Origin of the sequence: Streptomyces sp. CB02366 (genome assembly GCF_001905905.1) — a bacterium.
Taxonomy (GTDB): Bacteria; Actinomycetota; Actinomycetes; order Streptomycetales; family Streptomycetaceae; genus Streptomyces.
This window is the reverse complement of the sequence record NZ_LIVT01000029.1, coordinates 1-22442: the sequence shown is the minus strand read 5'-3', so window position 1 is coordinate 22442 and position 22442 is coordinate 1. Positions and strand designations below refer to the sequence as shown.

The 22442-nt window shown below is 68.6% G+C and carries 16 protein-coding genes and 9 pseudogenes; 9 read left to right on the top strand and 16 right to left on the bottom strand.

The window, feature by feature from the left end:
- Positions 1 to 224: 224 nt before the first annotated feature.
- A complete protein-coding gene (locus tag AMK24_RS31840) occupies positions 225 to 569 on the top strand; it encodes a zinc-binding dehydrogenase (RefSeq protein WP_158072195.1) in 345 nt (114 codons plus the stop codon).
- A 30-nt stretch (positions 570 to 599) separates the two neighbouring features.
- On the opposite strand, the gene AMK24_RS31835 is transcribed toward AMK24_RS31840, so the two are convergent.
- From AMK24_RS31835 to trpD, 6 genes and pseudogenes are all read right to left on the bottom strand, one after another.
- Positions 600 to 1469, bottom strand: coding sequence for an arylamine N-acetyltransferase family protein (locus AMK24_RS31835; RefSeq protein WP_073772359.1), 870 nt, complete (start codon positions 1467 to 1469; stop codon positions 600 to 602).
- The gene (locus AMK24_RS31830; RefSeq protein ID WP_158072194.1) at positions 1466 to 2842 is read right to left on the bottom strand and encodes an amidase family protein; all 1377 of its coding nucleotides are present in this window, start codon (positions 2840 to 2842) and stop codon (positions 1466 to 1468) included. Before AMK24_RS31830 ends, AMK24_RS31835 begins: the two co-directional genes overlap by 4 nt.
- A pseudogene (locus tag AMK24_RS31825) lies at positions 2839 to 4135 on the bottom strand (aspartate aminotransferase family protein). Before AMK24_RS31825 ends, AMK24_RS31830 begins: the two are co-directional and overlap by 4 nt.
- Before the next feature lie 113 nt (positions 4136 to 4248).
- Complete coding sequence (locus tag AMK24_RS31820; RefSeq protein WP_079190739.1) at positions 4249 to 5715, bottom strand: tryptophan 2,3-dioxygenase family protein; 1467 nt, start codon at positions 5713 to 5715, stop codon at positions 4249 to 4251.
- 240 nt (positions 5716 to 5955) lie between these two features.
- Positions 5956 to 6231 (bottom strand): hypothetical protein, encoded by a 276-nt coding sequence (locus tag AMK24_RS35280; RefSeq protein WP_274535091.1) that lies wholly within the window; start codon positions 6229 to 6231, stop codon positions 5956 to 5958.
- A gap of 76 nt (positions 6232 to 6307) precedes the next feature.
- A pseudogene (gene trpD / locus AMK24_RS35275) lies at positions 6308 to 6898 on the bottom strand (anthranilate phosphoribosyltransferase); the annotation flags it as partial.
- A gap of 541 nt (positions 6899 to 7439) precedes the next feature.
- Between trpD and AMK24_RS31810 the strand changes: the two are divergent.
- Together AMK24_RS31810 and AMK24_RS35520 are read left to right on the top strand one after the other, a co-directional pair.
- Positions 7440 to 8762 carry a pyridoxal phosphate-dependent aminotransferase gene (locus AMK24_RS31810; RefSeq protein WP_073772357.1) on the top strand — a complete coding sequence of 441 codons (1323 nt, stop codon included), beginning with the start codon at positions 7440 to 7442 and terminating at the stop codon, positions 8760 to 8762.
- A 67-nt stretch (positions 8763 to 8829) separates the two neighbouring features.
- The gene (locus tag AMK24_RS35520) at positions 8830 to 9345 is read left to right on the top strand and encodes a carboxymuconolactone decarboxylase family protein (protein ID WP_073772356.1); all 516 of its coding nucleotides are present in this window, start codon (positions 8830 to 8832) and stop codon (positions 9343 to 9345) included.
- Here the strand turns inward: AMK24_RS35520 and AMK24_RS31800 are convergent.
- Entirely contained in the window at positions 9299 to 9727 is a 429-nt protein-coding gene (locus AMK24_RS31800) for a helix-turn-helix transcriptional regulator (RefSeq protein WP_158072193.1), read from the bottom strand. The two genes, AMK24_RS35520 and AMK24_RS31800, sit on opposite strands and share 47 nt — an antisense overlap.
- Before the next feature lie 309 nt (positions 9728 to 10036).
- Positions 10037 to 10247: pseudogene (locus AMK24_RS31795) on the bottom strand (transposase family protein); the annotation flags it as partial.
- A 55-nt stretch (positions 10248 to 10302) separates the two neighbouring features.
- Between AMK24_RS31795 and AMK24_RS31790 the strand changes: the two are divergent.
- Positions 10303 to 11987: pseudogene (locus AMK24_RS31790) on the top strand (ISAzo13 family transposase).
- Positions 11981 to 12315: pseudogene (locus AMK24_RS31785) on the top strand (DUF6480 family protein). The pseudogenes AMK24_RS31790 and AMK24_RS31785 overlap by 7 nt, the downstream one beginning before the upstream one ends.
- A gap of 461 nt (positions 12316 to 12776) precedes the next feature.
- On the opposite strand, the gene AMK24_RS31780 reads toward AMK24_RS31785, so the two are convergent.
- From AMK24_RS31780 to AMK24_RS31770, 3 genes and pseudogenes are all read right to left on the bottom strand, one after another.
- Positions 12777 to 13697: an MBL fold metallo-hydrolase gene (locus AMK24_RS31780; RefSeq protein ID WP_073772354.1), complete on the bottom strand. Its 921-nt coding sequence runs from the start codon at positions 13695 to 13697 to the stop codon at positions 12777 to 12779.
- Positions 13698 to 14090: 393 nt separating this feature from the next.
- Positions 14091 to 14531, bottom strand: a pseudogene (locus AMK24_RS35070) (LysR family transcriptional regulator); the annotation flags it as partial.
- A 111-nt stretch (positions 14532 to 14642) separates the two neighbouring features.
- Positions 14643 to 15908 (bottom strand): IS701 family transposase, encoded by a 1266-nt coding sequence (locus AMK24_RS31770; RefSeq protein ID WP_073772353.1) that lies wholly within the window; start codon positions 15906 to 15908, stop codon positions 14643 to 14645.
- A gap of 246 nt (positions 15909 to 16154) precedes the next feature.
- Here AMK24_RS31770 and AMK24_RS31765 point away from each other — a divergent pair, with 246 nt between their 5' ends.
- Positions 16155 to 16364 carry a hypothetical protein gene (locus tag AMK24_RS31765; protein ID WP_338012717.1) on the top strand — a complete coding sequence of 70 codons (210 nt, stop codon included), beginning with the start codon at positions 16155 to 16157 and terminating at the stop codon, positions 16362 to 16364.
- Positions 16365 to 16521: 157 nt separating this feature from the next.
- Here the strand turns inward: AMK24_RS31765 and AMK24_RS31760 are convergent, their stop codons facing one another.
- Positions 16522 to 17319, bottom strand: coding sequence for an SDR family NAD(P)-dependent oxidoreductase (locus tag AMK24_RS31760; protein WP_073772352.1), 798 nt, complete (start codon positions 17317 to 17319; stop codon positions 16522 to 16524).
- Positions 17320 to 17358: 39 nt separating this feature from the next.
- Entirely contained in the window at positions 17359 to 17610 is a 252-nt protein-coding gene (locus AMK24_RS35370; protein ID WP_073772351.1) for a hypothetical protein, read from the bottom strand.
- 638 nt (positions 17611 to 18248) lie between these two features.
- On the opposite strand from AMK24_RS35370, the gene AMK24_RS31750 reads away from it, so the two are divergent.
- From AMK24_RS31750 to AMK24_RS31740, 3 genes and pseudogenes are all read left to right on the top strand, one after another.
- Positions 18249 to 18746, top strand: coding sequence for a MarR family winged helix-turn-helix transcriptional regulator (locus AMK24_RS31750; RefSeq protein WP_073772350.1), 498 nt, complete (start codon positions 18249 to 18251; stop codon positions 18744 to 18746).
- A 38-nt stretch (positions 18747 to 18784) separates the two neighbouring features.
- Positions 18785 to 18997: a hypothetical protein gene (locus AMK24_RS31745; RefSeq protein WP_242435345.1), complete on the top strand. Its 213-nt coding sequence runs from the start codon at positions 18785 to 18787 to the stop codon at positions 18995 to 18997.
- Positions 18998 to 19122: 125 nt separating this feature from the next.
- Positions 19123 to 19863: pseudogene (locus AMK24_RS31740) on the top strand (GNAT family N-acetyltransferase); the annotation flags it as partial.
- Here the strand turns inward: AMK24_RS31740 and AMK24_RS31735 are convergent.
- The 3 genes and pseudogenes from AMK24_RS31735 to AMK24_RS35060 all read right to left on the bottom strand — a co-directional run.
- Positions 19771 to 20595, bottom strand: a pseudogene (locus tag AMK24_RS31735) (IS5 family transposase); the annotation flags it as partial. The pseudogenes AMK24_RS31740 and AMK24_RS31735 overlap by 93 nt on opposite strands.
- Positions 20596 to 20729: 134 nt before the next feature.
- A protein-coding gene (locus AMK24_RS31730) for an IS3 family transposase (RefSeq protein ID WP_107427517.1) occupies positions 20730 to 21910 on the bottom strand; the annotation gives its coding sequence in 2 pieces (ribosomal slippage) (positions 20730 to 21623 and positions 21626 to 21910; 1179 coding nt in all).
- Between the two features lie 371 nt (positions 21911 to 22281).
- Positions 22282 to 22442: pseudogene (locus tag AMK24_RS35060) on the bottom strand (beta-glucosidase); the annotation flags it as partial.

Genomic DNA, 22442 nt, shown 5'->3' with positions numbered 1-22442 from the left:
CCGTCAAAGCGGAGCAAGTTCAAACAACTCCGCACCGACAACAGCGCACGCGTCCGCCAAGCCGCCGCCCAGATCCCGTAAGCCCGGCACTGGCGCCGCAACCACCTGACACAGCAAGCAGACCAAACACACCACCCAGATACCCAGCACCAGATAAAGGGCCTCCGCTCGCATGACGAATGACTCGTCGAGCAACTCGCCTCCCGCGCCCTCGCATCCGCGCCGTGGTGGACGCCGTCGGCGGCCCGGTCGCCGACCTGTCGCTCCGGGTCCTGCGTCCGCACGGCCGGTTCGTCAGTTACGGCCTCCTGTCCGGCCTGCCCGTCACCGTCCGCCCGGAGGACCTCCTGTTCCGCGGAATCACCATGACGGGCTTCTGGCTTCCCGAGCGCCTGTCACGGCTCACCCCCGGAGAGGTCGGTGATGTGATGGCGCGGGCCGCCGCCCAACTGGCCGACGGCACGATCGAGGTCCCTGAGGCTGAGACGTTCGACCTCTCGAATGTCCGGGCCGCCGTGCTACACAGTCGAAAGGCGGGACACCTCTCCAAGGCGGTCCTGGTCAGCTGAGGCTCCGGCGGAGCGGATGTACGGTCGCCGTCACGGCGTCTCTTTCCCCTCCAGCGGGAGGGGAAAGAGACGCCGCGCGAGGTCGCTCAGCCGATCCGGGGGCAGACGGATGCCAAAGCACGCCAGATCCGCTTCGAGCGACATGCGGGTCAACCTGCGCGTGTGCTGTACACCGGGCCGTATCTCCAGGAGGTCGAGTCCCCGCAGGTGCAGGCGCTTTTCTGGAGTGGTCAGCTGGAGCAGCGGAGTCCTGCGCAGCATCGAGCGCGGATGGGTGGCCAGGAAGTGGTGGGCGACGACGAAGTCCACGGGCTGCTGGGGTTCGAGGGTGAAGTGGTAGAGCGCCGTCCAGTCGTCCTCTTGGTACACCTCGACGGTCCAGAAGGGGGACGACAGGGCACGGACGCGGAAGGTCTGGCCGAGCTGGTGGGACGTCGCGCCGTCGTACAGAGGCAATGGTTCGAGGAAGCCCTGGACACCGAACCCGACGTCGCACAGCCAGGTGTGAGTGCCTCGCCGGACGCGCAGTGCCATGTGGGTGCGGGGGCGCGGTCCTTCGCCGCCCAGACGCACGCGTGCGGCGATCCTGTCCACACGATAGCCCAGGTGTTCCAGGACGCAGCCGAACAGCAGGTTGTGCTCGTGGCAGCAGCCGCCTCGTGGACCACTCAGTTTGCGTAGGATCTCCGCGGGGCCGAGTCCGATCGAGACGTCGGCGACGAGGTCGAGGTTGTCGAACGGGATGGCGCCCACGTGCGCTCGGTGGAGGGCGCGCAGCCTGTCCACGGGATCGCCGGAGCCCAGGTCGCGCAGGCCGATCCGTCGTGCGTACACGCTCAGGTCCACATGCTCGCTGCCCCAGGGGGAGGGCGGGCCGTCGTCGTACACGTCCGAAGTCACACGTCCTCCCGCCCGGAAAGGAGGCCGACCGCCCGTTCGGCGACGGCGAGCAGCGTCGTGTCCGCGCCCGGGGTGGCATCCAGGAGAAGGCCCACCGGAAGACCGGCGGCGGTGCGGCCGGCCGGGACCGTTATGGACGGGCTCCCCGTCACAGCTGCCATCGCCGTGTTGCGGATGTAGGTGAGGAAGGTGGACGCCTTGCCCGAGGGGAGGACCAGGGTGGCGCGCACATCCTTCCCGGGAGCCGGAAGCGTGGTCGTCGGTGCCAGCAGCACGTGCGCTCCCTCCCGCCCCCTCAGGGTGTTCAGCCGGCTCGTCAGCAGTCGGGCGCGGTGCAGGGCCTCTTTGTAGGCGGTCCGGTCCGGCCCACCGCCTCCGAGCAGTGGCAGGACAAGTTCGCGGACGTCCTCGCCCGACACTGCGCGCAGTACTTCGTCCACCTCGGGCGCGCCGGGGTGGCGGGCGAGATAGCCGGCGAGGGCGCAGCGGGTCTCACTCGCCGGGACGAGGGTCGCGCTTCGCAGCACCTCGTGCCAGGAGAAACCGGGCAGCGTGCGTTCGACCAGTTCCCAGCCCGCGGCGCTCAGCCGTTCGCAGGCGGCCCGGCAGACCTGTTCGACCCGCGGGTCGAGATCCTCCCAGAGAGGGGCGGGAAGTACGGCCCGGGGAACCCGAGGAGGCGGCGTGCTTGCACGGGCTTGGGAATTGGTCAGGACCCGGTCGAGCAGGCGAACGTCACGAACGTCGCGGGCCATCACGCCGACCGTGTCCCGGCTGATGGAGACGCGCACCACCCCGCCCGCCGGGTACCGGCCCAGGGTGGGCCGGAACCCGACGATGCCGCAGAGTGCCGCCGGGATGCGGACGGAACCCCCGGTGTCGGTGCCCAGGCCCGCCGGCACGAGGTGTGCGGCGACGGCCGCGGCGGTCCCCGAACTGCTGCCGCCGGCTAGGTGATCCGGTGCGGAGGGGTTGAGCGCCGGCGGCCCCAGGGCGTGATGACCGGTCGTGCCGTAGGCCAGCTCGTGCAGCGCGGTTTTTCCCGCCAGGGCGGCACCGGCCCGCGCGCAGCGCTCCCAGACCGTGCTGGAGCGCGAGGGGAGGTGTTCCCGCAGGGCGGGTGTGCCCGCCGTGGTGGGCACACCCGCCACGTCGATGTTGTCCTTCACTGCGAGGAGCACACCGGACAGGAGACCGTCGCATCCGGCTTCGTGACCGTGGAACGTCTCGTAGAGGTATGCGCTGAGGTGCGCGTGCTCGTGGGTACGGGCGGCGAGGGCCTCACGATAGGCGGCGGGGGTGGTGCGGCCCGTCCGCAGGTGTGCGACGGCCTGTGCGAGCGTCCAGGCCGTCGGTTCGGACGGGCGGCTCACGGCGCGTCCCGGCGAGTGCGGACGGTGTCCTTCTCCAGCAATTCCGGATGGTGGACGGCGATGTAGGGGCGCAGGTCGTCGAGGACGTTGCCGTAGGTGTCCACGAGGGCGTCCACGCTTTCCGGCGAGGTCGGCACGTGCTGGCACAACAGACCGTGCGGGGCGGTGAGGAAACCGGCGTGCAGGAGACTGAGGTGCAGCAACGACCGCAACTCCGCCCTGCCTTCGCGGAGACGAGCGGTGTCGGCCGCGTCGCGCGGGGGCGTGCTCCCGAAGTGGAAGTAGCTGAGACCGCCCTCTCCCACCGACCGGCCCGCTACCCCTACCGAAGCGGCCGCCGCGTCCAGTCCCGCGCGCAGCCGGTGACCCAGGAGGTCGAGGTGGGCGATCTCGTCCGCACCGAAGTGGTCGAGGGCGGCCGCTCCGGCGGCCAGGGAGAGGCTGTTCCCACCGAAGGCGCTGGCGTGGTAGACGGGTTGGGAACCGGAGGGGTCGAAGAGGGCCATGACGTCCTCCCGTCCGCCGAAGACGCCCAGGGGCAGCCCGCCTCCGACGATCTTGCTGTGGGTGGTCAGATCGGGGACGACACCGTGTTTGACCTGCCAGGGGCCGAGCCGGAGGGTGGCGCACTCGTCGAGCACGAGCAGGGCGCCCGTCTCCCGGGTGAGACGCCGCAGTCCGGCGAGGTAACCGGGTGCCGAGGGGACGCCGCCGCCGACACCGAGAACCGGTTCCACGATGACGGCGGCGACCTGTTCGCCCAGTCGGCGCAGGACCGCCGCGGCGACGGGGAGGTCGTTGTACGGTATCGCCACGACGTCGGCGGCGGTCGACAGGGTGACGCCAGACGCCAGCCGCGCCTCGGGCACCCCCGCGAAACGCGCCGGAGCGGTCCGGTGCGGGGCGAAGAAGGCGTTGACCTGCCCCCACTCGTGGGTTCCGTGGTAGCCGCCGTCGATCTTCACGATCAGGTCGCGGCCGGTGTATGCGCGCGGTACGGACCGCCCACATGGTCGCTTCCGTGCCGCTGTTGCAGTACCTGACGCGTTCCAGGGAGGGGTTGAGGGCGCGCAGTCGTTCCGCGTGTTCGTACTGGGGCGGAACCGGGCTGCCAGGTGCGGTGCCGCGGGCCATCTGTCCGGTGACGGCTGCTACCAGCGCCGGATGGTTGTGACCGTGGGCCAGGGCCCCGTAGTTGGCGATCATGTCCTCGTACCAGTGCCCGTCGGCGTCCTGGACCCGTGTGCCCTCCCCCCGTACGAGGAACAGGGGGTAGGGGGCGAACCACGTCATCGAACGGGTGTCACCGCCGGGCAGCGAACGGGCCGCCCGGTGCGAGGCGTCGGCGGAGGCGGGGGTCGCGCGTTCGTAGGTTTCCCGGATCCTTCGGGCCACGTTCTGACGGTTCATTTCCGCTCCTGTTCCTGTGACGTGCCCGGTCCGGGATCGAAAGGGGAACGGGGGGAGACGGGACAATCGTCGACGGGTCTGCCCTCCAGGGAGGACCGCGCTTCCCACAGCTCGGGAAAGGCGTGCTGGGAAGCGACGTGGCGCAACCACGCGACGCCGGTGGTGCCGCCCGTCCCCGGCTTGTACCCGATGATCCGCTCCACGGTGAGCAGGTGGAGCCATCGCCACCTGCCGAAGGCCTGGGCAAGGTCCATCAGCGACTCCGCCCAGCGCAGCAGCTCGCCGGAGACGGTCTCCTCGCGGTGGATCCTCGCCCAGGCGTCACGGATCGCCGGCACGTCGCGGTCCGGTCCCGGAGCCCTCGCGCTCAGCAGCCCCCGGCGCACCAGCAGGCCTAGCGCGTCGTCGTAGAGGCTCGCGTCGTGCAGGGCCCGGTACACCTCGGTCTCGACCCCGGGCACCCCCTCGTACGCTGCGGCCATGGAAGGAGACGCGACGCCGAGCGCAAACTCCAGCTCGCGGTACTTGTAGGAGCCGCTGCCGGAGGCGTCCCCAAGCGCGTCCCGGAAGGAGTGGAACTCGGCCGGCGACAGTGTGGACAACAGCTCCCAGAACTCACCGAGGAGCCGGAATCCGGCGGTGGCCCGCCGCGCGTGCCAGGAGGACCGGCCCAGGTCATCGGTGGCAATCCCCTCCTGAGCGGCACGCACCTCTCCCAGGACCAGCGAGAACAGGAGTTCCTTGGCCTGTCCGGCGAGGTAGAAGGAGGATTCGGCCTGGCGCGCCGTACGGGGCTGGTGCAGGGCGTGGAGCAGGGTGACGCTCTGGTAGTCGATGTACGAGTTGCCGGTCGGGACGGGAAGCCTGGGCGCTCCTTCGTACAGTGTGCGGAACTCCTGCGGCACTTTCCTGCCGTCCTCGTACCTGCTTCCGAACCTCCTCCGGTACTCGGCGAACAGAAACGGGTCCGTGTGCAGGAAAAGGATGTCGTGGAAGGCCATGTGCCGGACCGCCACGAGCGGCAGCGGCGACCTGGACACCGCGAAGGAGGGATTCCAGTGAGCAGGTTCCGGACAGTCGGGATGGAACTGCCCCACCATCAGACCCTCCCGCACGGCCTCCCGTTTCAAACGGCGCTGCGCCGTGTCGAGCAGACGCCAACGGTGCCGGGGGAGGCCCTGTATCAGGACCACCAACACGGCGAGGGATTCCTTTCCTTCCGGAACCGGAAGGTCCCGGAAGTACTGCATGCGGTCGCGCAGGGAGTCCACCAGTTCCTCCGTGCCGTCCGCGAGTTCCGCTCGAAGGCTCTCCGTACGGATCGCCCCCGCCTCCCAAGCGGGTCCGACGAAAGGACACACCGCTCCTCCGCGCCCCAGGTCCTCGTGCTCCCTGGTGAGGTACTCCCTCATCCACCGCTCGGCAACACACTGGTCCTCGGATGTTGATTCGACCACTCGCATACGTGCCCCACACATTATTGCCCGAAGGGATTCTGCTTCCTTCCTACGCCTTTCGCGGGAGCATGTAAATCGATTTTTATTCTTTCTTGGATGCCTTGCGTCGAATTCTGCACCAATGGCTTTCTGTTTCCTCTTGAGTCCCTCCGATGGAAAAGCGAAACACAACTACGCCCCGGACCCACGGAAATCTCGTCCGAGTTTCCGCTGCCGCCGGACCAGGGCTTTCCGCCCCGCGAGCGTTTACCGCGACTGCGACACCCGTGCCCACCGGTCGAGCACGTCGTGCGCGGTTCCGTCGTCGATGGCTTCGGCGGCGCGCGCCATCGCCCGGCCCCAGTCCTCGTACCCGCCCGCGATCCGCAGCGCCGCCGCCGTGTTGAGCAGGACGATGTCGCGGCGAGGTCCTCGCTCCCCAGCCAGCACCCTGCGTGTCAGGTCGGCGTTCTGCTCCGGTGTTCCACCCGTGAGCGAACCGGGCGCCGCCGGGGCGAGTCCCAGCGCGACCGGGTCGAGCACATAACGCCGGGTCCGGCCCCCCCCTCATCTCCACCACCCGGGCAGACGCCGAAGTGCTCAGCTCGTCCAGGCCGTCCCGCGGACAGAAGACCATCACGTGGGCGGCCCCCAGAAGTTCCAGGGCATCGGCCAACAACTCGAACGCGTCCTCGTCAGGCACCCCGATGATCTGGTACTCCGCTTGTGCGGGATTGCATAGGGGCCCCAGCAGATTGAACACGGTCCGAACCCGAAGTTCCCGTATCGGCCCCATGGCGTGCTTGAAGGCGGGGTGGAACACCGTGGCCGAGAGGAAGGTGATGCCCGCCTCCTTCAGGCAGCGGGCCGCTGCCTGGGGGGACAACTCGACGTTCACCCCGAGTGCTTCAAGGACGTCGGCGCTGCCGCACCGGGAGGAAACGCTCCGACTGCCGTGTTTGGCGACGGGCACGCCACAGGCCGCCGCGACGACGGCCGCCGTGGACGAAATATTGAACGTGCCGTGTCCGTCGCCTCCCGTGCCACAGGTGTCGAGCACCTCGGAAGAGCCGGGGAAGGGCTCCGAAAACTCCCTCACCGTCCGTACGAACGCGGCGAGTTCACCTGCGGTGACCCCTTTTCCCGCCAGCCCCATGGCGAGGCCAGCCACCTGCAGGGGCGACGCCTCGCCCCGCATCACCGACGACATGGCGCGTCTCGCCTCCGCCTCCTCCAGATCGTGGCGGTGGGCCAGTCGGTCAAGGGCTTTCCACATGAGCGACTTCCTTCCGGTCATCGGCGGATCTGTGGCAGAGGGCGGTCACCCCGCGTCACGCGCTCGGTCCAGCCCGGAAAGGCTCTTTCCGGGCCGCGCGTCCTTTCGCGTCGGGCGGCCCCAGGCACGGCCAGATCGCCCCGGTACCCACCGCATGGGCCTTCCGGCTGTTTACCCGCACGCCGGCTCGCCCACGCACCAGCCGTGTGGCCGGTGCGTGCCATCGGATCACGGCTCCTTGCCGCGCGCCGGCGGGTACCGCCCGATCCGGCCGAAGGTACCGGCCGGATCCCCACATGGAATGCAGGAACCCGGTCAACCGAGAACCGTGGCCGTGAGAACGGCGCGATACCGGTGGGACGACAGGTGCCGCACGTCCCTCGGCCGGGCCTCCGCGTGCCGACCTCACCGCCGCGGCCGTGCCCGTCACCCCACGGAGCAGGAACGCCACGGACCCAACGGAAGGAGACACGACATGAGCGTGCCGGAGACCATGGTCAGGGACGGCGACCTCTACAACCCGTACGAGGACACGGAACTGCTTCGCGAAGCGACCGCGGCCGGCAGGAAGGTGGCCGACATCATTTACCTCAGCCTGGGGGAAACCTGGAACGGGGCCGCTCCGGGGCTGGTCACCGCCCTCGGCAAGGATGTTCCGCCGCACGGTCACGGTTACGTCCTCAGCCCTTACGGCTTCCCCGCGCTGAGGCAGATGCTGCGCTCCCGCATCCCCACCGAGCACCAGCTACCCCCGTCGGCGCGACTGGGGAAAGAGTACGAAGTGGCCGTTTCCCACGGCGGAACCCGCAACGCCATGTTCCACTTCGGACGGCTCATGGCCGATCGGTCCCGTGAGCCAGACGCCCGCCCGGCCGTGGTGTGTTCCTCACCCGGGTGGGACTACCCGGGGGTCTTTGGAGCGCTCGGCTACTACGTCCACCGGTTCCCTCTCGATCCCGAGACGGAATACCGGCCCGACCCCGGCGATGTCGCACGCATCCTGAGGAAGGCCCGGGCGGAAACCTCGGGCCCGCTCCTCCTCGTCGTCAACGCCCAGCACAATCCGACCGGTGCCAACTGGGCCGAGAACACCGTACGCGCGATGATCCGCGCGGCACTCGAAGTGGGGAGCGGCGTCCTCGTCGACGACGCGTACTACGCTCTGCATGAACCGGGGGTGACCCCGGTCTCCGCTCTGCGAATCCTTCTGGAGGAGTTCGGCGCCCTTCCCGCGACACGGCGTCCACCATGGCTGGCGGTGCGTTCCCTGAGCAAGCAGTTCCACTGCAACGGCTGGGGAATCGGAGCGCTGACGGGACCTCCGGCCGTGCTGGAAGACCTGCTGGGGCGGCTCCTTCCCGAATACGGCTTCGTCTCCTCCGTCCCCCTCCAGGCAGCCATGGCGTCTTGGCTCGGAAGCCGGGAGAGCGACGACTACCTGGCCCGGCAACGCGGGGAGTACGCCCTTAAACGAGCCCACATGACCCGGCACCTCACTGGGGAACTCGGCTACCCGCCGGACGCGTTCTTCATCGGCCCGTGCGGTCCCTACCTCCTGATGCGCACACCTCCCTGGTACGACGCCCGCACGGACGGGTCCTACCGCTCCTTCTGCCTGCGCCGCAGCGGCGTTCTCCTGGGGGAGGGGCACATGACCACTCCGGGCGAACTCCCCGCGACCGGACAGGACCAGGTCCGCCTCTTCCTGGGACCGGCGACGCGAACCCTGACTCGGGCTGTGCAGCGCATGGCGGCTGCAGGGCTGACGTGGCAAGGCGGCCCGGCGACCGGCCGCTGACACCCCGCCCAGCCCCGTACGAAGGAACGGCCCGGTGAAACCGGTGCCATGAACCGGAGGAGCGACGATGAACGATCCCGCGGACCGCCTCGCACGCGGCCGGGCCATGATGCACCTGCTCTCCCCCCGGCTGGGCGGTGATATGACCGACGGCCTGCGCGAGGTGGCCCCGGACTTCGAGGAGTTGTTGCTGGGCTTCGCCTTTGCGGACGTGTGGGCGCGAACCGTCCTGCCTCTGCGGGAGCGAGCTCTCGTCCGGCTCGCAGCCCTCACGGCCCTGGGCGCTCCGGCGACCGCGACACGCGCCAACATCGACTCGGCCCTTCGGGCGGGGCTGGACCGGGAGGAGGTCTCCGAGGCCATTCTGCAGACATTGCCTTACGCGGGCTTTCCCCACGCGATCACCGCGTTGGAAATCCTCCGGGAACTGGTGGAACCACCATCAGAACGCACTGATTCCCCCGCGCCCCGGGCGGAACCGGAGGATGCTCCACCGAAGGGACGACCGGACCACCGCGACTGCCCGGACCCAGACGCTACGGGTAGCCCCGGCGCCCCACCAGGTGCGCCATGGTCTTGCTGATCGCCTCTGATCGCCCCGACACTCCGAGCTTCACGTATACCGAGCGCAGGGTGTTCTTCACCGTCCGCTCAGTGACACCGAGATCGCGTCCCATCTTCCGGTTTGTTGCCCCAGTGAGCAGCGCTGCCAGTGTCTGGCTCTCCCGTTCCGTCAGACCGGACGCCCTGCACCAGTCGGTGAAGCCGGCACCCACCCGCTCGTCCACCGCGTGGTCGTCGCCCTCCGCGGCCGGGTGCAGATACCTCAGCTCACGTACGAGCCGTTCATGACTCCGTTCCAGAGCCGCCAGAGCGTCGATGAGGCTTAGCAGGAGGGCGAGGATCTCGCCCTCCTGGGCGTCGTTCCCGTCATGTGCACCGGGTTCGGGAGAAGTGTGCACCACTGATCGTCCACCGCCGTCTGAAAAGCACCCGGGTGGGAAGCCGGGCACAGCCGAGGGACCTGGTTTTCTCTTTCCCACGCCACTCGCCTTGAATCCCGTCCGCCGGTTCGCCCTCAAAGCGGGCGCCGGATTCGTCCGGAGCCCGGACCTCGCGCATATCGATTGTCAGGTCGGTGAGCGCTTTCGAGGGGTGTCTCGGTCAGCGACAGGAAGTTCCTCGAATTTTCGCGCGCAGCAAGGCGGCATCGACGATCACGGAACTCCAGTCGAGTCCGTCACGGGCTCCGCTCTCGTTCAGAACCACGTGGTGGGGACTCGAATGTGCCGGCCGGCGCCTTGGTAGGCCCTGTCCGCCCAGCACTTCAGTCCTGCGGCCGCGAGCGGGTCGACGATGCCATGACTTCGGGCCGCAGTCAGGCCGTGTGGCTCCAGGCAGAGCCGGGGAAGCCCAGAGCAGTCGGCCGAATGGGTCGGCGAGGACCTGGACGTTCATGCCGTGCCGCTTGCGTTTTCCCGAGTAAGGGCTCGCAGAGAACCAACGTGTTGCTCCCAACGGTTCGGCTCGTTGGTGTGGTATGCGCATATCTGGCGAGGTCCGTGATCAACTCGGTCTGAAGTTCGCGGTGTTGTTCCCACCCTTGGACGAGAGACAGCGCCGTCTACTGATAAGGGCTGAGGCCAGGATCCTGGGCCACGGCGGCATCCGGGCGGTCGCCCAGGCGGCCCAAGTCAGCGAGACCACAGTCCGCAAGGGCGTGGACGAACTGGAGGCCGGGGCGGAACCCCTGCGCCGGGTCCGCCGCCCAGGTGGCGGGCGCAAGCGGGCAGCCGAGGTGGATCCAGAACTGCGTCCCGTGCTGTTGGCGCTGGTCGAGCCCGACATGCGAGGGGATCCGATGTCGCCGCTGCGCTGGACGACGAAATCCACCCGCAGACTCGACGACGAGCTCACCAGGCAGGGCCACCGTGTCTCGGCGGATACCGTCGCCGACCTTCTGCGGGAGGAGGGATTCAGCCTCCAGGCCAACGTCAAGCCCCTCGAAGGTGCCCAGCATCCCGACCAGGATGCCCAGTTCCACTGCATCAACGACCGGGCCAAGGAACACGTGGGCGCCGACGACCCGGTGATCAGCGTGGACACCAAGAAGAAGGAACTGGTCGGCCCCTACGAGAACGGGGGCCGTGAGTGGGAGCCGAAGGGAGTTCCGACCCAGGTCAAGACCCGTGACTTCCTGGACCGGCAGGAACCCGGCAAGGCGATCCCCTACGGGATCTACGACGTCGCCGCGAACACCGGCTGGGTCAGCGTCGGCACCGACCACGACACGGCAGCCTTCGCCGTTGCCTCGATCCGCCGCTGGTGGCAAGCCCGTGGCAGTCACGACTACCCTCGGGCCGCCCGGTTACTGATCACCGCGGACGCAGGCGGCTCCAACGGATACCGCACGCGCGCCTGGAAGACCGAACTTGCCACCCTGGCCGCCGAGACGGGCCTGGAGATCACGTTCTGCCACATGCCTCCGAGCACCTCGAAGTGGAACAAGATCGAGCACCGGCTCTTCTCCCACATCTCCATGAGGTGGCGTGGCAGGCCCCTGACCAGCCAAGCGTCATCGTGAACAGCATCAAGGCAACCACTGCCCACACCGGGCTGAGAGTCCACGCGGAACTCGACCCGGGCACCTACGACACCGACATCAAGGTCACCGACACAGACATCGACGCACTCCCCATGCACCGCCACCGCTTCCACGGAGACTGGAACTACACCCTCCACCCACAACACGGCGACACGGCCGACGCGGCCGAGGCCCCGCGGTCAGCCGGGGGCCTGCCGCTTCAGTCGCGAGCCCGCGGTCTGCGCAACCCGGAACTGACCGGCATGACCGAAACGGCACTGGACGAGCTCGTCGACCAGCTGTCTCAGAAACTCGATGAGCTCCGTGAACGCGGGTGCTCACAACAGCGAGGAGGAGACCGCATCCGGGCTCGCGGAGCCGGAGCCAAGGACAAGCTGACCACCGCCGACCGAGTCCTGGTCACCGTTCTCTACCTGCGCAAACTCGGAACACGAGACCTGATCACCCAGCTCCTCGGCGTTAACGGCAGCACCATCACCAGGGCCGTCCACCAAATCCAGCCCCTTCTTGCCGCCCACGGCTGCACCGTTCGACCCTCAACAGCCAGGTTCCGCACACCCGTCGACGTCACCGCGTTCCTCACAAACAGCAACCCCACAGAGATCAAGTCAGCATGTTGATTCTCTGCGAGCCCTTAGCTCACCCGTTCGCCACTGAGCCCGAGTCGGACGCTCGGGCCGGACGTCGCCGCCAGGTATGGATCGGCATAAAGGGGTACCCAGAGTGCATGAGTCTAGGTAATCCGGACCCCGAACCGCGCGAGGCCCCCGGCCTGGAACCCGGGGGCGGAGTGTCTCCGGGCGATACACCGCCCGGTGAAGCAGCATGTCCGGGGCGGGCCCCCGCCAGGAGACGAGTAAGGGATGGGCCATGGGCCCTCTCATCGCCATCCTGACGGTCGCCGCCCTGGTGGCGGGCTTCTTCTTGGCCTACGCATTGCTCCTGTGACCGGCCCGTCCACAGGCGGTAGCTCGCCGCTCGCACGGTGAGCGGGGCACTTGAGGCTCCGTCATCGTGGTACCCGGCCGCTGGTCAGCCACCGCCGGCAACACGGTGTCGGCGCTGGCCGGTGGCGTTGAGGCGGGCAACGGTGGCGCTGGTGTAGGGGTACGCCGCGACCTGACCATGCTTGCCTGCGGAGACCGCCGCGTGACCACGGTGCGGATGCCGACGTCGTCGAGTGTCTCGCCGCTGCCGACCGGGCCGGCCCCGGGGGCTCGTAGGGGGACAGCGTGCGCCGAAGTACAGACGGGGGCGGACGACGTCTCTTCCGTTGCCGAGGGGTGAGCACGGCAGAAAGGCGATGCGTTGTTCCCGGCAGGAGGGCAGGACGTCGTCCGCCCGCTACCGGGTCCACAACGCCCTCTCGGACTGCACGGTGGGGACCGGGTGGATGGCCTGGGTGTGCTTCACCCGGCACTGGGGCCGAAGGCGGCCCACGCGCCGAGCGCGAAACCTCCGCCTGCCCGGCGCACCTCCAGCGCGCCCGGGCCGCCGAAGTGCCCCGGGAGGAGCAGTGCGTGTTCGTCGGCGGCGCGGGCGAGGACCCGGCGGCGGCTGCGGGCCGCCCGCGCGGGGTCCAGGCAGGAGTTGCTGTGATGGCAGGGGGCGACGATCTGTACGGGGCTGTGCACCAGGTCCCCGACGAAGACGGCCCGGTCACCGCCGGACACCAGCCGCGCCACCGACGAGCCCGGTGTGTGCCCCGGAGCCGACTCCAGCGTGAGGAAGTCGTTGACGCGGTGGGCGCCCTCCCAGAGCAGGGACTGCCCGGCGCGGTGGACGGGCGCGACGCTGTCCTCGTAGACCAGGCGGTCGGCCGGCTGCCGGCCGTGGCCGTACCCTTGGGCGGGGCCGTAGTGGGCGTCGTCGGCAGCCGGGATGAGGTAGGTGGCGTGGGGGAAACTGGGCACCCACTCACCGCCCGCCTCGACCGTGTTCCAGCCCACGTGATCCACGTGCAGATGCGTGTTGACCACGAAATCGACGCTCTCCGGAGGCACCCCCGCCTCGTCGAGCAGGGTGAGCAGCCTGCTGCGGCCCCGGTGGAACGGTCCCATGCCGGGCCGGTCGCGGTCGTGACCCACTCCCGTGTCGATCACGATCGTCTGCCCGCTGCCCCGCAGCACCCAGGACTGCAACGCGACCACGGTCCGGTCCTCGCCCCGCCGCCAGTGGTCGGGAACCAGCCACTCGGCGTGTTCCTCCCACAGCCCGGCGGGAGCCGTGGGGAACATCTCGGCGGTTGGCAGGTACGCGCCCTGCCACTCCACCACCCGGATGACCTCGACCTCACCGAGCCGTGTGTGCTCGATCCTCGCGTCACTCATGCGGCCAACCCTAAGGACGCGACACGGGCACGTACCGCAGCAGGCCACCAGCTTCGGCACCGCGTTATCAACGACGATCAGGCCGACGAGGGCCAGCACTTCCAGTCGGTCCCATCCACCTGCCCGGCATCCGCGGCATGGTAGGCACCGCACACAGCGAGCACCGCACCGACAAGCCGGGCTCCGGTGCCGTCGGGGAGATCCCGTCCGGATCTTGTAGACCATTTCGTTGTCAACCTGCCGGTCCGACACACGCGGACCTCCTGTCGCGGCCGCGGTATCAGCGGAGCGAGCAACTCCCACTTCTGATCGGTGAGTTCATAACGGCGTATCATCCCGTCGTGATCCACCACTCCGGGAACTTTGAAGACGGGCCCTCATCCGGTTGACTGGTCAGCGGGCTGCCCAGCCCGGTGCCCACACGTCGTGCGGGAGACGCGGGCCTGTGGTGCGTAGATGCTCGCGTAGCGCGGTCAGTACGGGGTGGTGGTCTCCGCTGCGGAACAACAGCACGTGCGGGTAGATCGGGGTTGGGTCGTGCAACGGGATGCGTCGTAAGCCGTGGGTCTGCGTCCACAGGTACCGATCCCCGCTGCCGATCAAGGTGGCCAGCGAAGCCGAATCGGCCAGCGCGTCCATCAGGGCCTCGTCACCGAAGTTGGGGCCGAGCGCGTCGATGCTCAGGCCGAACGCCTCGGACAGCGCCTGGTAGAACGCCGCCCACTCCGTGCCCGGCCTGATTCCGGGGATCCATATGCGGTGACCGGCCAGGTCCGCAGGACTGACCTGGGACGCGTCAGCGAGTAGGTGGCCGGGACCGACCAGGAGTTCTAGTAGTGCTTGGTCATGTTGGTGCGGGGTCTGGCATGTCGCGGTGACAGGTGGGGCAGGCGCCGGTCCAGACCGCGAGGAGTATCTGCAGCTCGCGGACGACTCGGTAGAGGCTCAGGCCGACGCCGTCTCTTTTGGGGACCGGGCCAGTCGCTGCAGGGTGCAGAAGGCGTGGGCGACCGAGACGAGAGTGACGTGGTGGTGCCAGCCCGGCCAGGTCCGGCCCTCGAAGTGGGCCAGGCCGAGGGCCTGTTTCATCTCGCGGTAGTCGTTCTCGATGCGCCAGCGAAGCTTCGCGGTGCGTACGAGGACGGGCAACGGGGTGGTCTCAGGCAGGTTGGAGAGCCAGAACTGCACGGGCTCGTCCTGGTCGGCGGGCCACTCCGCCAGCAACCAGCGGACCGGAAGCTCGGCGGTGGTCGTGGCCTGGCGGATCTCACGTCCGGCGGGCCTGATCCGCAGAGCCACGAAGCGCGAGTACATGCGCTTGAACCCCCTGCGGCCGCTGCCCGGCCGTGAGCCCTCCCTCCACTGCACCGGCCGTGCGGAAGATCTACCGGCCGCGATGACCAGGTCCTTCACCCGCTGTGCCGACTCGGGATAGGCAGGGACCGGCCGTCGGCCCCTGCCGAGGTAGGTCGGGGTCGACGGCCGTGCGTCCTCGGGTTGTGCGGTGGTTGTGGTCGAGATGCCCACCACGTAGTCGAGTCCGCGTGTCTCCAGGCCGAGCCGGAAGGCGGCGGTGTCCCCGTAGCCGCCGTCAGCGATGACCTGGGGCACCTCGATGCCCCAGGACCGCGTCTCGTCGATCATGTCGAGGGCCAGCTGCCACTTCTCGACATGCCCCACCTGGGCAGGGATGGCGCACTTGTCACGGCGGGCCACTTTGGCCGGATCGGCCTTGGGCGAGGCAGGATCCCAGCTCCCGGGTAGGAACAGACGCCAGTTCACCGCCGCCGAGGCGTCGTTGGAAGCCAGGTGAAGCGAGACTCCGGCCTGGCAGTTGGTGACCTTGCCCGCGGTACCGGTGTACTGCCGGGTCACACACGCCGACGCGCCCCCGTCCTTGAGGAAGCCGGTGTCATCGATGACCAGCGCGGTGGGCTTGATGACCGACTGCATGCGCCAGGCCAGCCTGGCCCGCACATGCGCCGCATCCCAAGGGCTGGAGGTGACGAAGTGGGCCAGCGCCTGCCGGTTCCCGTCCTCGCCCAGGCGGGCGGCCATCGGCTCCACCGACTTGCGCCCGCCATCCAGCAACAGACCCCGTAGATAGACCCCGCCCCACCGGCGCTGATCCGCCCGCGCGAACGGCTCGAACATCTCCGCCGCGAAGTCCTCCAGATCACACCGGACCGCAGCCAACTTCTCACTCAGCACACACGGTCAACGACACGACCGTTCAAGAAGACTCGCCGCCACAGACCGCACATGACCAAGCCCTACTAGCCGCAGGGGGTAATGACATGCCCCCTGCCGTTGTCGGCCGCGTACCCGGCGGCGTGGACGTGACGACCGCGCGGCGGGAGCTGCGCGCTGCGGAGGTGGGACTGCAAATCGTTCGGTGTAACTCCCGATCATGGAGGGTGCACCGATGACCAGTGAGAATGTGGCCGAACCAACGGCATGCAGGAACGCGTAGCAGAGACGGTCGATCCGCCCGCCCTCCTCCATGACACCGCCACCAAGCACCCCCGCGAGGTCGTACGCACCCTGATCGGCGTGGTCGCCGACGCCTACGGCAGACAACAGCCCAAAGGCGACGCCACCGTCCTGTGCCTGGACTGGCACGGACCCGTTGACGGAAGCCGCCGAACGATCAACGGTGCTGCATGAATATCTGATCCCTCGCAAGGAGGTCGGAGGCCGAATCTGCACCTGGCGGGCTGGAGATCTTCACTCGCGGGATGCCGTGAGGGCACGCAGCATGTGCGCCGGACCTCGCGCACCGAGGGCGGAGGCCGCGAGGGTGCTTCGTATGCCTCGGAGGCGGTTATGCGGGGAGCATGGCGCGGCGGCCGGGGGCGGCGGAGGACTGCATGGTCATGCCGCCGTCGACGACGAGGAGCTGTCCGGTGAGGTAGCGGGACTCCTCGGAGGCGAGAAAGACCATGGTGTGGGCGATGTCCTCGGGGGAGCCGAGGTAGGGCAGGGCGTTGCCGGCCTTGAGGCTTTCGATCACTTCCTGGGGGAGGTTGTTCTCCAGAGCGGGAGTCATGACGGCACCGGGGGCGATGGCATTGCAGCGGATGTTCTTCGGTCCGTACTGGGCGGCGGTGGATTTGGTGATGCTGACGACGGCGGCCTTCACGGCGCCGTAGGCGGTCTGAAGAACGTCGCCGACGAGGGCGGCGACGGAGGCGGTGTTGATGATGGAGCCGCCGCCGGCGCGGATCATGTGGGGGATGGCGTGCCGGGAGCCCAGGAGGGTGCTGCGCATGTTGAGGGTGATGGCGCGATCGAACTCGTCCATGTCCATGCGGAGCAGGTCGAGGTCGGTGCGGGGATTGGTTCCGCCGACGTGGTTGCACAGCACGTGCAGGGCGCCGTACTCCTCGACGGTGGCGTCGATCATGGTGGTGATGGAGTTCTCTTCAAGGACATTGACCGTCAGGGGCAGGGCGGTGCCGCCGGCTGCGGTGATGAGGCGTGCGGTTTCCTGGGCGGCCTGGGTGTCATAGTCGGCGACGACGACCCTGGCTCCCTGCGCGCTCATGAGCTGGGCGGCAGCGCGCCCGATACCGCTTCCGGCGCCGGTGATAACGGCTACTTTGTCCTGGAGTCGGTGCATGGTGGTACTCCTTGCTGGCGGGCAGAGCCCGTGGGGTGATCAGTGTTCCCCGGCGGGGGCCGGGAGTTCTGTGGGCAGAGATGCGTCGCTGCTGGTGATGTGGGGAGTGCGGCGCGCGCCGGGAATGGCGAGGGTCAGGAGCAGGCCGATCGCGCCGCCGACGCCGGGGGTGGCGCTGACCAGAGAGACCGCGCCGTCGACGCGGGCGGCGGGCAACTCGTCGCGCAACACGCTGATGCCGACGGGGATGACGCCGATGGCCAGGCCCGGCAGGGTACGGCCGACGACCATGGGCACGAGGCTGTCCGAGACCGCGCAGACGAGGGATCCGGCGACGAGGACGCCGAGGCTGGTGATAAGGACGCCCGCTTGCCGAACATGTCGCCGAGGCAGCCGGTGATGGAGGTGACGACGGCGGCCGCGAGGAGGGTGGCGGTGATCGTCCATGACGCGTTGGACGCGAGGGGCCCAGCATCTGCGGCAGTTTCGGGATGATTAGCACGACGAAGGTCTGCATGAGCGACACGACGACGCTGCTCAGCGCGACCACGGCGGTGATCGTGCCTGGGCCTGGAGTGCGGGTTGAGGTGGTGACCATGGAAAGTTCCTTCGAAGCGACAGTCCACCCCCGTGCGGGCGATCCCGAACGCGGAGGACGGCCCCTTTCAACCGGCGGGGCGGTGGGGAACGGCAGTGCCGTCGGGCGGCCAGGCCGCATGATGCCGTCGAGGCAAAGGCTGCGGATTCAGCTCGCCGGGCAGATGCCGAGTGAACAGGTGAAACACCCACCCAACAGAGTTGCATTATGCATACGTATTGCATGGTACATGCAACTTGCATAATGCACAACCTGAGGAGATGCTGGCCAGAAGGCAACTAGACCGCGCGAGGGCGAAGACGGACGGCCCTGCGAGTGAAAGGGCACAGGCATGGACGAACACGAAAGCCGGTTGAACGACCTCGAACGAGAGCTCACCCTGCTGTCACGGCACTTCCTCAGCTCCCGCGGCCCCCGCATCGGACAGACCCTGGAGCGCTCGGCCTACATCCTGCTCACCCGCATGGAGACCGCCGCCGCCCCCCTCACGCTGAAAGAACTCGCACACACCTTCCAGGTCGACTTCTCCACCATCAGTCGCCAGGTCAACGCCATGCTCAAACTTGGCCTGGTCGAACGGATTCAGGACCCCGACGGCGGCATCGCCCGCAAGTTCCGCCCCACACCCCAGGGCATTGAACAACTCCACGCCGACCGCGCCATCAGCCTGTACGGCACTGCCCGCCTCATCGAGACCACAGGCTGGCAACCTGCGACCACACAGCAGTTCCTCACCCTGCTCATCGAGCTCAATCAGGGAATCGAAAAGCTCGAAGAGCTCTCCCGCACAAGCTCCTCCGACAACCACCACCCGCCCCAGCCCGCCTGACCCGCCCCCTGCCTCCACATCCGCCGCGAGGACCACCGATGAGCGACCCCACGCCGATCCCTCGCCCGCCAAGACCCGACGCGTCCCTGCGCGCCGAACGCTTCAAGGAACGCATCTACGCCTCCCTTATACTCCTCGCGGTCCTCGTCGGCCTCGCCCAGAGCGGACACCACACCCCCACGGGCACCGCCGTCGCCGTCGCCACGTCCGCAACGGGCCTCTGGCTCGCGACGATTGTCGCCGACCTCTAGGTGTATCGAAAGTGCTGGTCACCGGCGTGGCACCGCCTAAAATGGCATCCGCTCTTCGTTCGGTCGTGCTGGGATCAATCCCTATGAATGATTACTTTCTCGATGAAGCCGACTTGACGGACAGGATGGAGCGGAATCTGGCGGAACACGCCTGCCATCTGCACCGGAGCATGTTCGGTGCGACTGTCGTGGAGGCCGGTGACCTCTTGGTCGCGGACAGCGGCATGGACGACGACACGTTCAACATCGTCGCAGCGGCCCGCTTCACCAACGGCGACGCAGCGGCCCGTATCTCCGAGACTGTCGGGTCGCTGGTCGGCACCGGCCGCGGCTTCTCCTGGTGGGTGGGACCCGCCTCGACACCGACAGATCTCACCACCCGCCTGACCGCGATCGGTCTCCCGGTGTCCGAGCGTGAGACGGCGATGTGGGCCGAGCTGGACGACACCCTGCCGAGTCCCTCTGTCCCGGGTCTCGACATCCGAACGGTGACCACGCCCGAGCAGCTCGCCGACTACGCCACGGTCCTCGCCGCGAACTGGAATCCACCCGCCGAAACCGTCCGCGACTTCTTCGCCGGGGCTGCTTCCCAGGCGCTGGCCACGACCTGCCCGGCCCGGTACCTGGTGGGCTACGTGGAGAACCGTCCGGTCTGCTCCGCCGAGGTGTTCCACCACGCCGGAGTCGCCGGCATCTACAACATCTCCACCCTGGCCGCCCACCGTCGGCGCGGTTACGGCGGAGCCGTCACGCTCGCGGCCCTTCACGCTGCCCGCGAGCTTGTCGTATCTCATGGCCACAGCCCGGTTCCTCTTGAGACGGTTGATGCCGCACTCGACGGCATGCCGAGCCTTGTAGTCCTCGGCGTTGAACCCGGGCGGCCGGCCACCGAGGGAACCGAGCTTCTTGCGATTGCGTGCCTGGTCGGCCTTGTCCGGAATGGTGCAGCGGATGCCGCGACGGTGCAGGTAGCCGCAGTTCTTGCGGGAGGCGTACGCCTTGTCCGCGCGGACCCGGTTGGGGCGGACACGCGGCCGACCCGGCCCAAGGCGGGGCACGCGGACCTTCTTCAGCACGGACTCGAATCGCGGCGAGTCGCCGCGCTGCCCGGCGGTGATCACGATGGACATGGGCTTTTGGCCCTGCTCGACCGCCAGGTGCAACTTGGTAGTGAACCCGCCCCGCGAGCGTCCCAGCCCATGATCAGCAGGCTCGGTGAACATGCCGCCCGGCGGTTCTTTCTGTAGTGCACCCTGCCGAGGGGCTCCGGCCGCATGCTGATGGGCACGGCACACCGTGGAGTTGACGTTCAGGTCCCACGTGATCGCGCCCTTCGCATCAGCCAGGGACTGAAGCCGGGTGAGAACCCGGTGCCATGTACCGTTCCACTGCCATCGGCGAAACAGATCGTAGACCCGGCTCCACGGTCCATACTCGGCGGGGACGTCCCGCCACGGAACACCCGTGCGGACCCCGAACCGTATGCCGTCGATCGGCCGCCGCCGAGGCCAGATGGGTGGCCGCCCCGCCTTGACACCCTGCGGCAATAGCGGCTCCAGCACTGCCCTCTGCTCGTCCGTGAGATCTCCCCGACCCATGGAACGTGATCATTCACAGTCCAAGATCCACTTTCGATACACGGCCTAGGTCCTGTCCGGCGGATCATGTGACTTTCTGACCGGTCGCTCGTTGGTCCAGTCGGGGCTGCTGCATGATCGGGTGACAGCGGGGTTTATGCAGCCAGAGCTGCGGGTGGGGTCATGATGGTCTCGTACTCGACGGGGGTCAATCGGGCCAGGCGTCTCTGGCGCCGGCGCCGGTGGTAGGTCCGCTCGATCCAGGTGACGATCGCGATCCGCAGCTCCTGTCGAGTGGCCCAGGTGCGGCGGTCGAGGACGTTCTTCTGCAGCAGCGCGAAGAAGCTCTCCATGGCGGCGTTGTCACCGGCGGCCCCGACGCGGCCCATCGAGCCGACCAGGCCGTGCCGGGTGAGTACGGCAGCAACCTTCCGTGAGCGGAACTGCGAGCCGCGGTCCGAATGCACCACGCAACCGGCCACCTGGCCGCGGCGGGCGACGGCGGACTCCAGCGCGGCCACGGCGAGGCGGGACTCCATCCGGGCGTCGATGGAGTAGCCCACGATGCGGCCCGAGTACACGTCCTTGACGGCACACAGATACAGCTTGCCCTCGCCGGTGGGGTGTTCGGTGATGTCCGTGAGCCACAGCCGGTTCGGCCCGTCCGCGGTGAAATCGCGCCGCACCAGGTCGTCGTGGACCGGTGGCCCGGACTTGGCGTTCTTCCCGCGGCCCCTGCGTTTGCCGAAGGCGCTCCACCAGCCGTTGTCCCGGCAGATCCGCCAGGCGGTCCGCTCGGCCATCGCCTCACCGGCGGCGCGGGCCTCGTCGAGAAGGAAGCGGTGACCGAACTCGGGATCGTCGCGGTGCGCGTCGAACAGGGCGTTGGCACGGTATGCCTCGGCGAGCTCGGAATCGGTGACCGGTGAGGCCAGCCACCGGTAGTAGGGCTGGCGGGCCAGCTTGAGTACCCGGCACGTCACCGCCACCGGCACCCGGTGAGGGGCAGCGGCGGCGGCCAGCTCGCGGACGAGCGGGTACATCATTTTGCCGGCAGGTTCGCCTGCGACAGATACGCCGCAGCCCGCCGCAGGACCTCGTTCTCCTGCTCCAGCAGCCGGATGCGCTTGCGGGCCTCGCGCAGCTCGGCCGACTCACCCGACGCTGTCGCGGGCCTGGCGCCCTCGTCGGTGTCCGCACGGCGCAGCCACTTTGACAGCGTGATCGGGTGGACGCCGAAGTCGGCGGCGATCTGTTCCAGCGTGACGCCGGGCTCACGGTTGCGCGCGACCCGCACGACGTCCTCGCGGAACTCCTTCGGATACGGCTTAGGCACTGCAACATCCCTCCAGGCCGCCTCTCGGAAAGCCAGGTCAGGTGTCACCTATCCCTGCAGCAGTCCCTTGGGCATCATCAGCTCCTTGAGGGGTGCGGTGCAAGCCTAGTCAGAACCGCATTGCCGGATGGCAGCGTTGGCACAACGTTGTTGTCGGCAGCCCGTCGTGGCCGGTCGTGTCCCGCCGGCGGGTCACCTCATCGCAGTCCGGATCCCCGCAGTGCGGCACCTGCTCCCACCCCTGCGGCCGAGACCCGTTCCGGCCTTCCTCCTCCAGGCGCCGCCACGAGTCCTGGTACGGCGTCTTCCCCGCCGACGCGGGGGTGTTCCGCCGCTACGGCCCAGGCTGCTAGCTGTATTGATCACGCGAGGCGGTCCTCGTCGGTGTCGCCGGCCGTCCAGACGGGGGCGTGCGAGAGGGCGGCGCCGATGTTGTCCGCGCCCGCCGCGCGCAGGGCGCGGACGGCGAGGCCGTGGGCGAGGAGCTGGTGGTGGGCGGCGGGCAGGGCGTCGAAGAGGAGGGCGCGGCCGG

What these genes read in the sequence shown, in the direction of transcription:
- AMK24_RS31750 (WP_073772350.1), top strand. Translation starts at nt 18,249, where the DNA reads ATGGACGAACACGAAAGCCGGTTGAACGACCTCGAACGAGAGCTCACC.
- AMK24_RS31745 (WP_242435345.1), top strand. Translation starts at nt 18,785, where the DNA reads ATGAGCGACCCCACGCCGATCCCTCGCCCGCCAAGACCCGACGCGTCC.
- AMK24_RS35370 (WP_073772351.1), bottom strand. Translation starts at nt 17,610, where the DNA reads ATGGTCGTCGGCCGTACCCTGCCGGGCCTGGCCATCGGCGTCATCCCC.
- AMK24_RS35520 (WP_073772356.1), top strand. Translation starts at nt 8,830, where the DNA reads ATGAACGATCCCGCGGACCGCCTCGCACGCGGCCGGGCCATGATGCAC.
- AMK24_RS31765 (WP_338012717.1), top strand. Translation starts at nt 16,155, where the DNA reads ATGCAGGAACGCGTAGCAGAGACGGTCGATCCGCCCGCCCTCCTCCAT.
- AMK24_RS31810 (WP_073772357.1), top strand. Translation starts at nt 7,440, where the DNA reads ATGAGCGTGCCGGAGACCATGGTCAGGGACGGCGACCTCTACAACCCG.
- AMK24_RS31780 (WP_073772354.1), bottom strand. Translation starts at nt 13,697, where the DNA reads ATGAGTGACGCGAGGATCGAGCACACACGGCTCGGTGAGGTCGAGGTC.
- AMK24_RS31760 (WP_073772352.1), bottom strand. Translation starts at nt 17,319, where the DNA reads ATGCACCGACTCCAGGACAAAGTAGCCGTTATCACCGGCGCCGGAAGC.
- AMK24_RS31820 (WP_079190739.1), bottom strand. Translation starts at nt 5,715, where the DNA reads ATGCGAGTGGTCGAATCAACATCCGAGGACCAGTGTGTTGCCGAGCGG.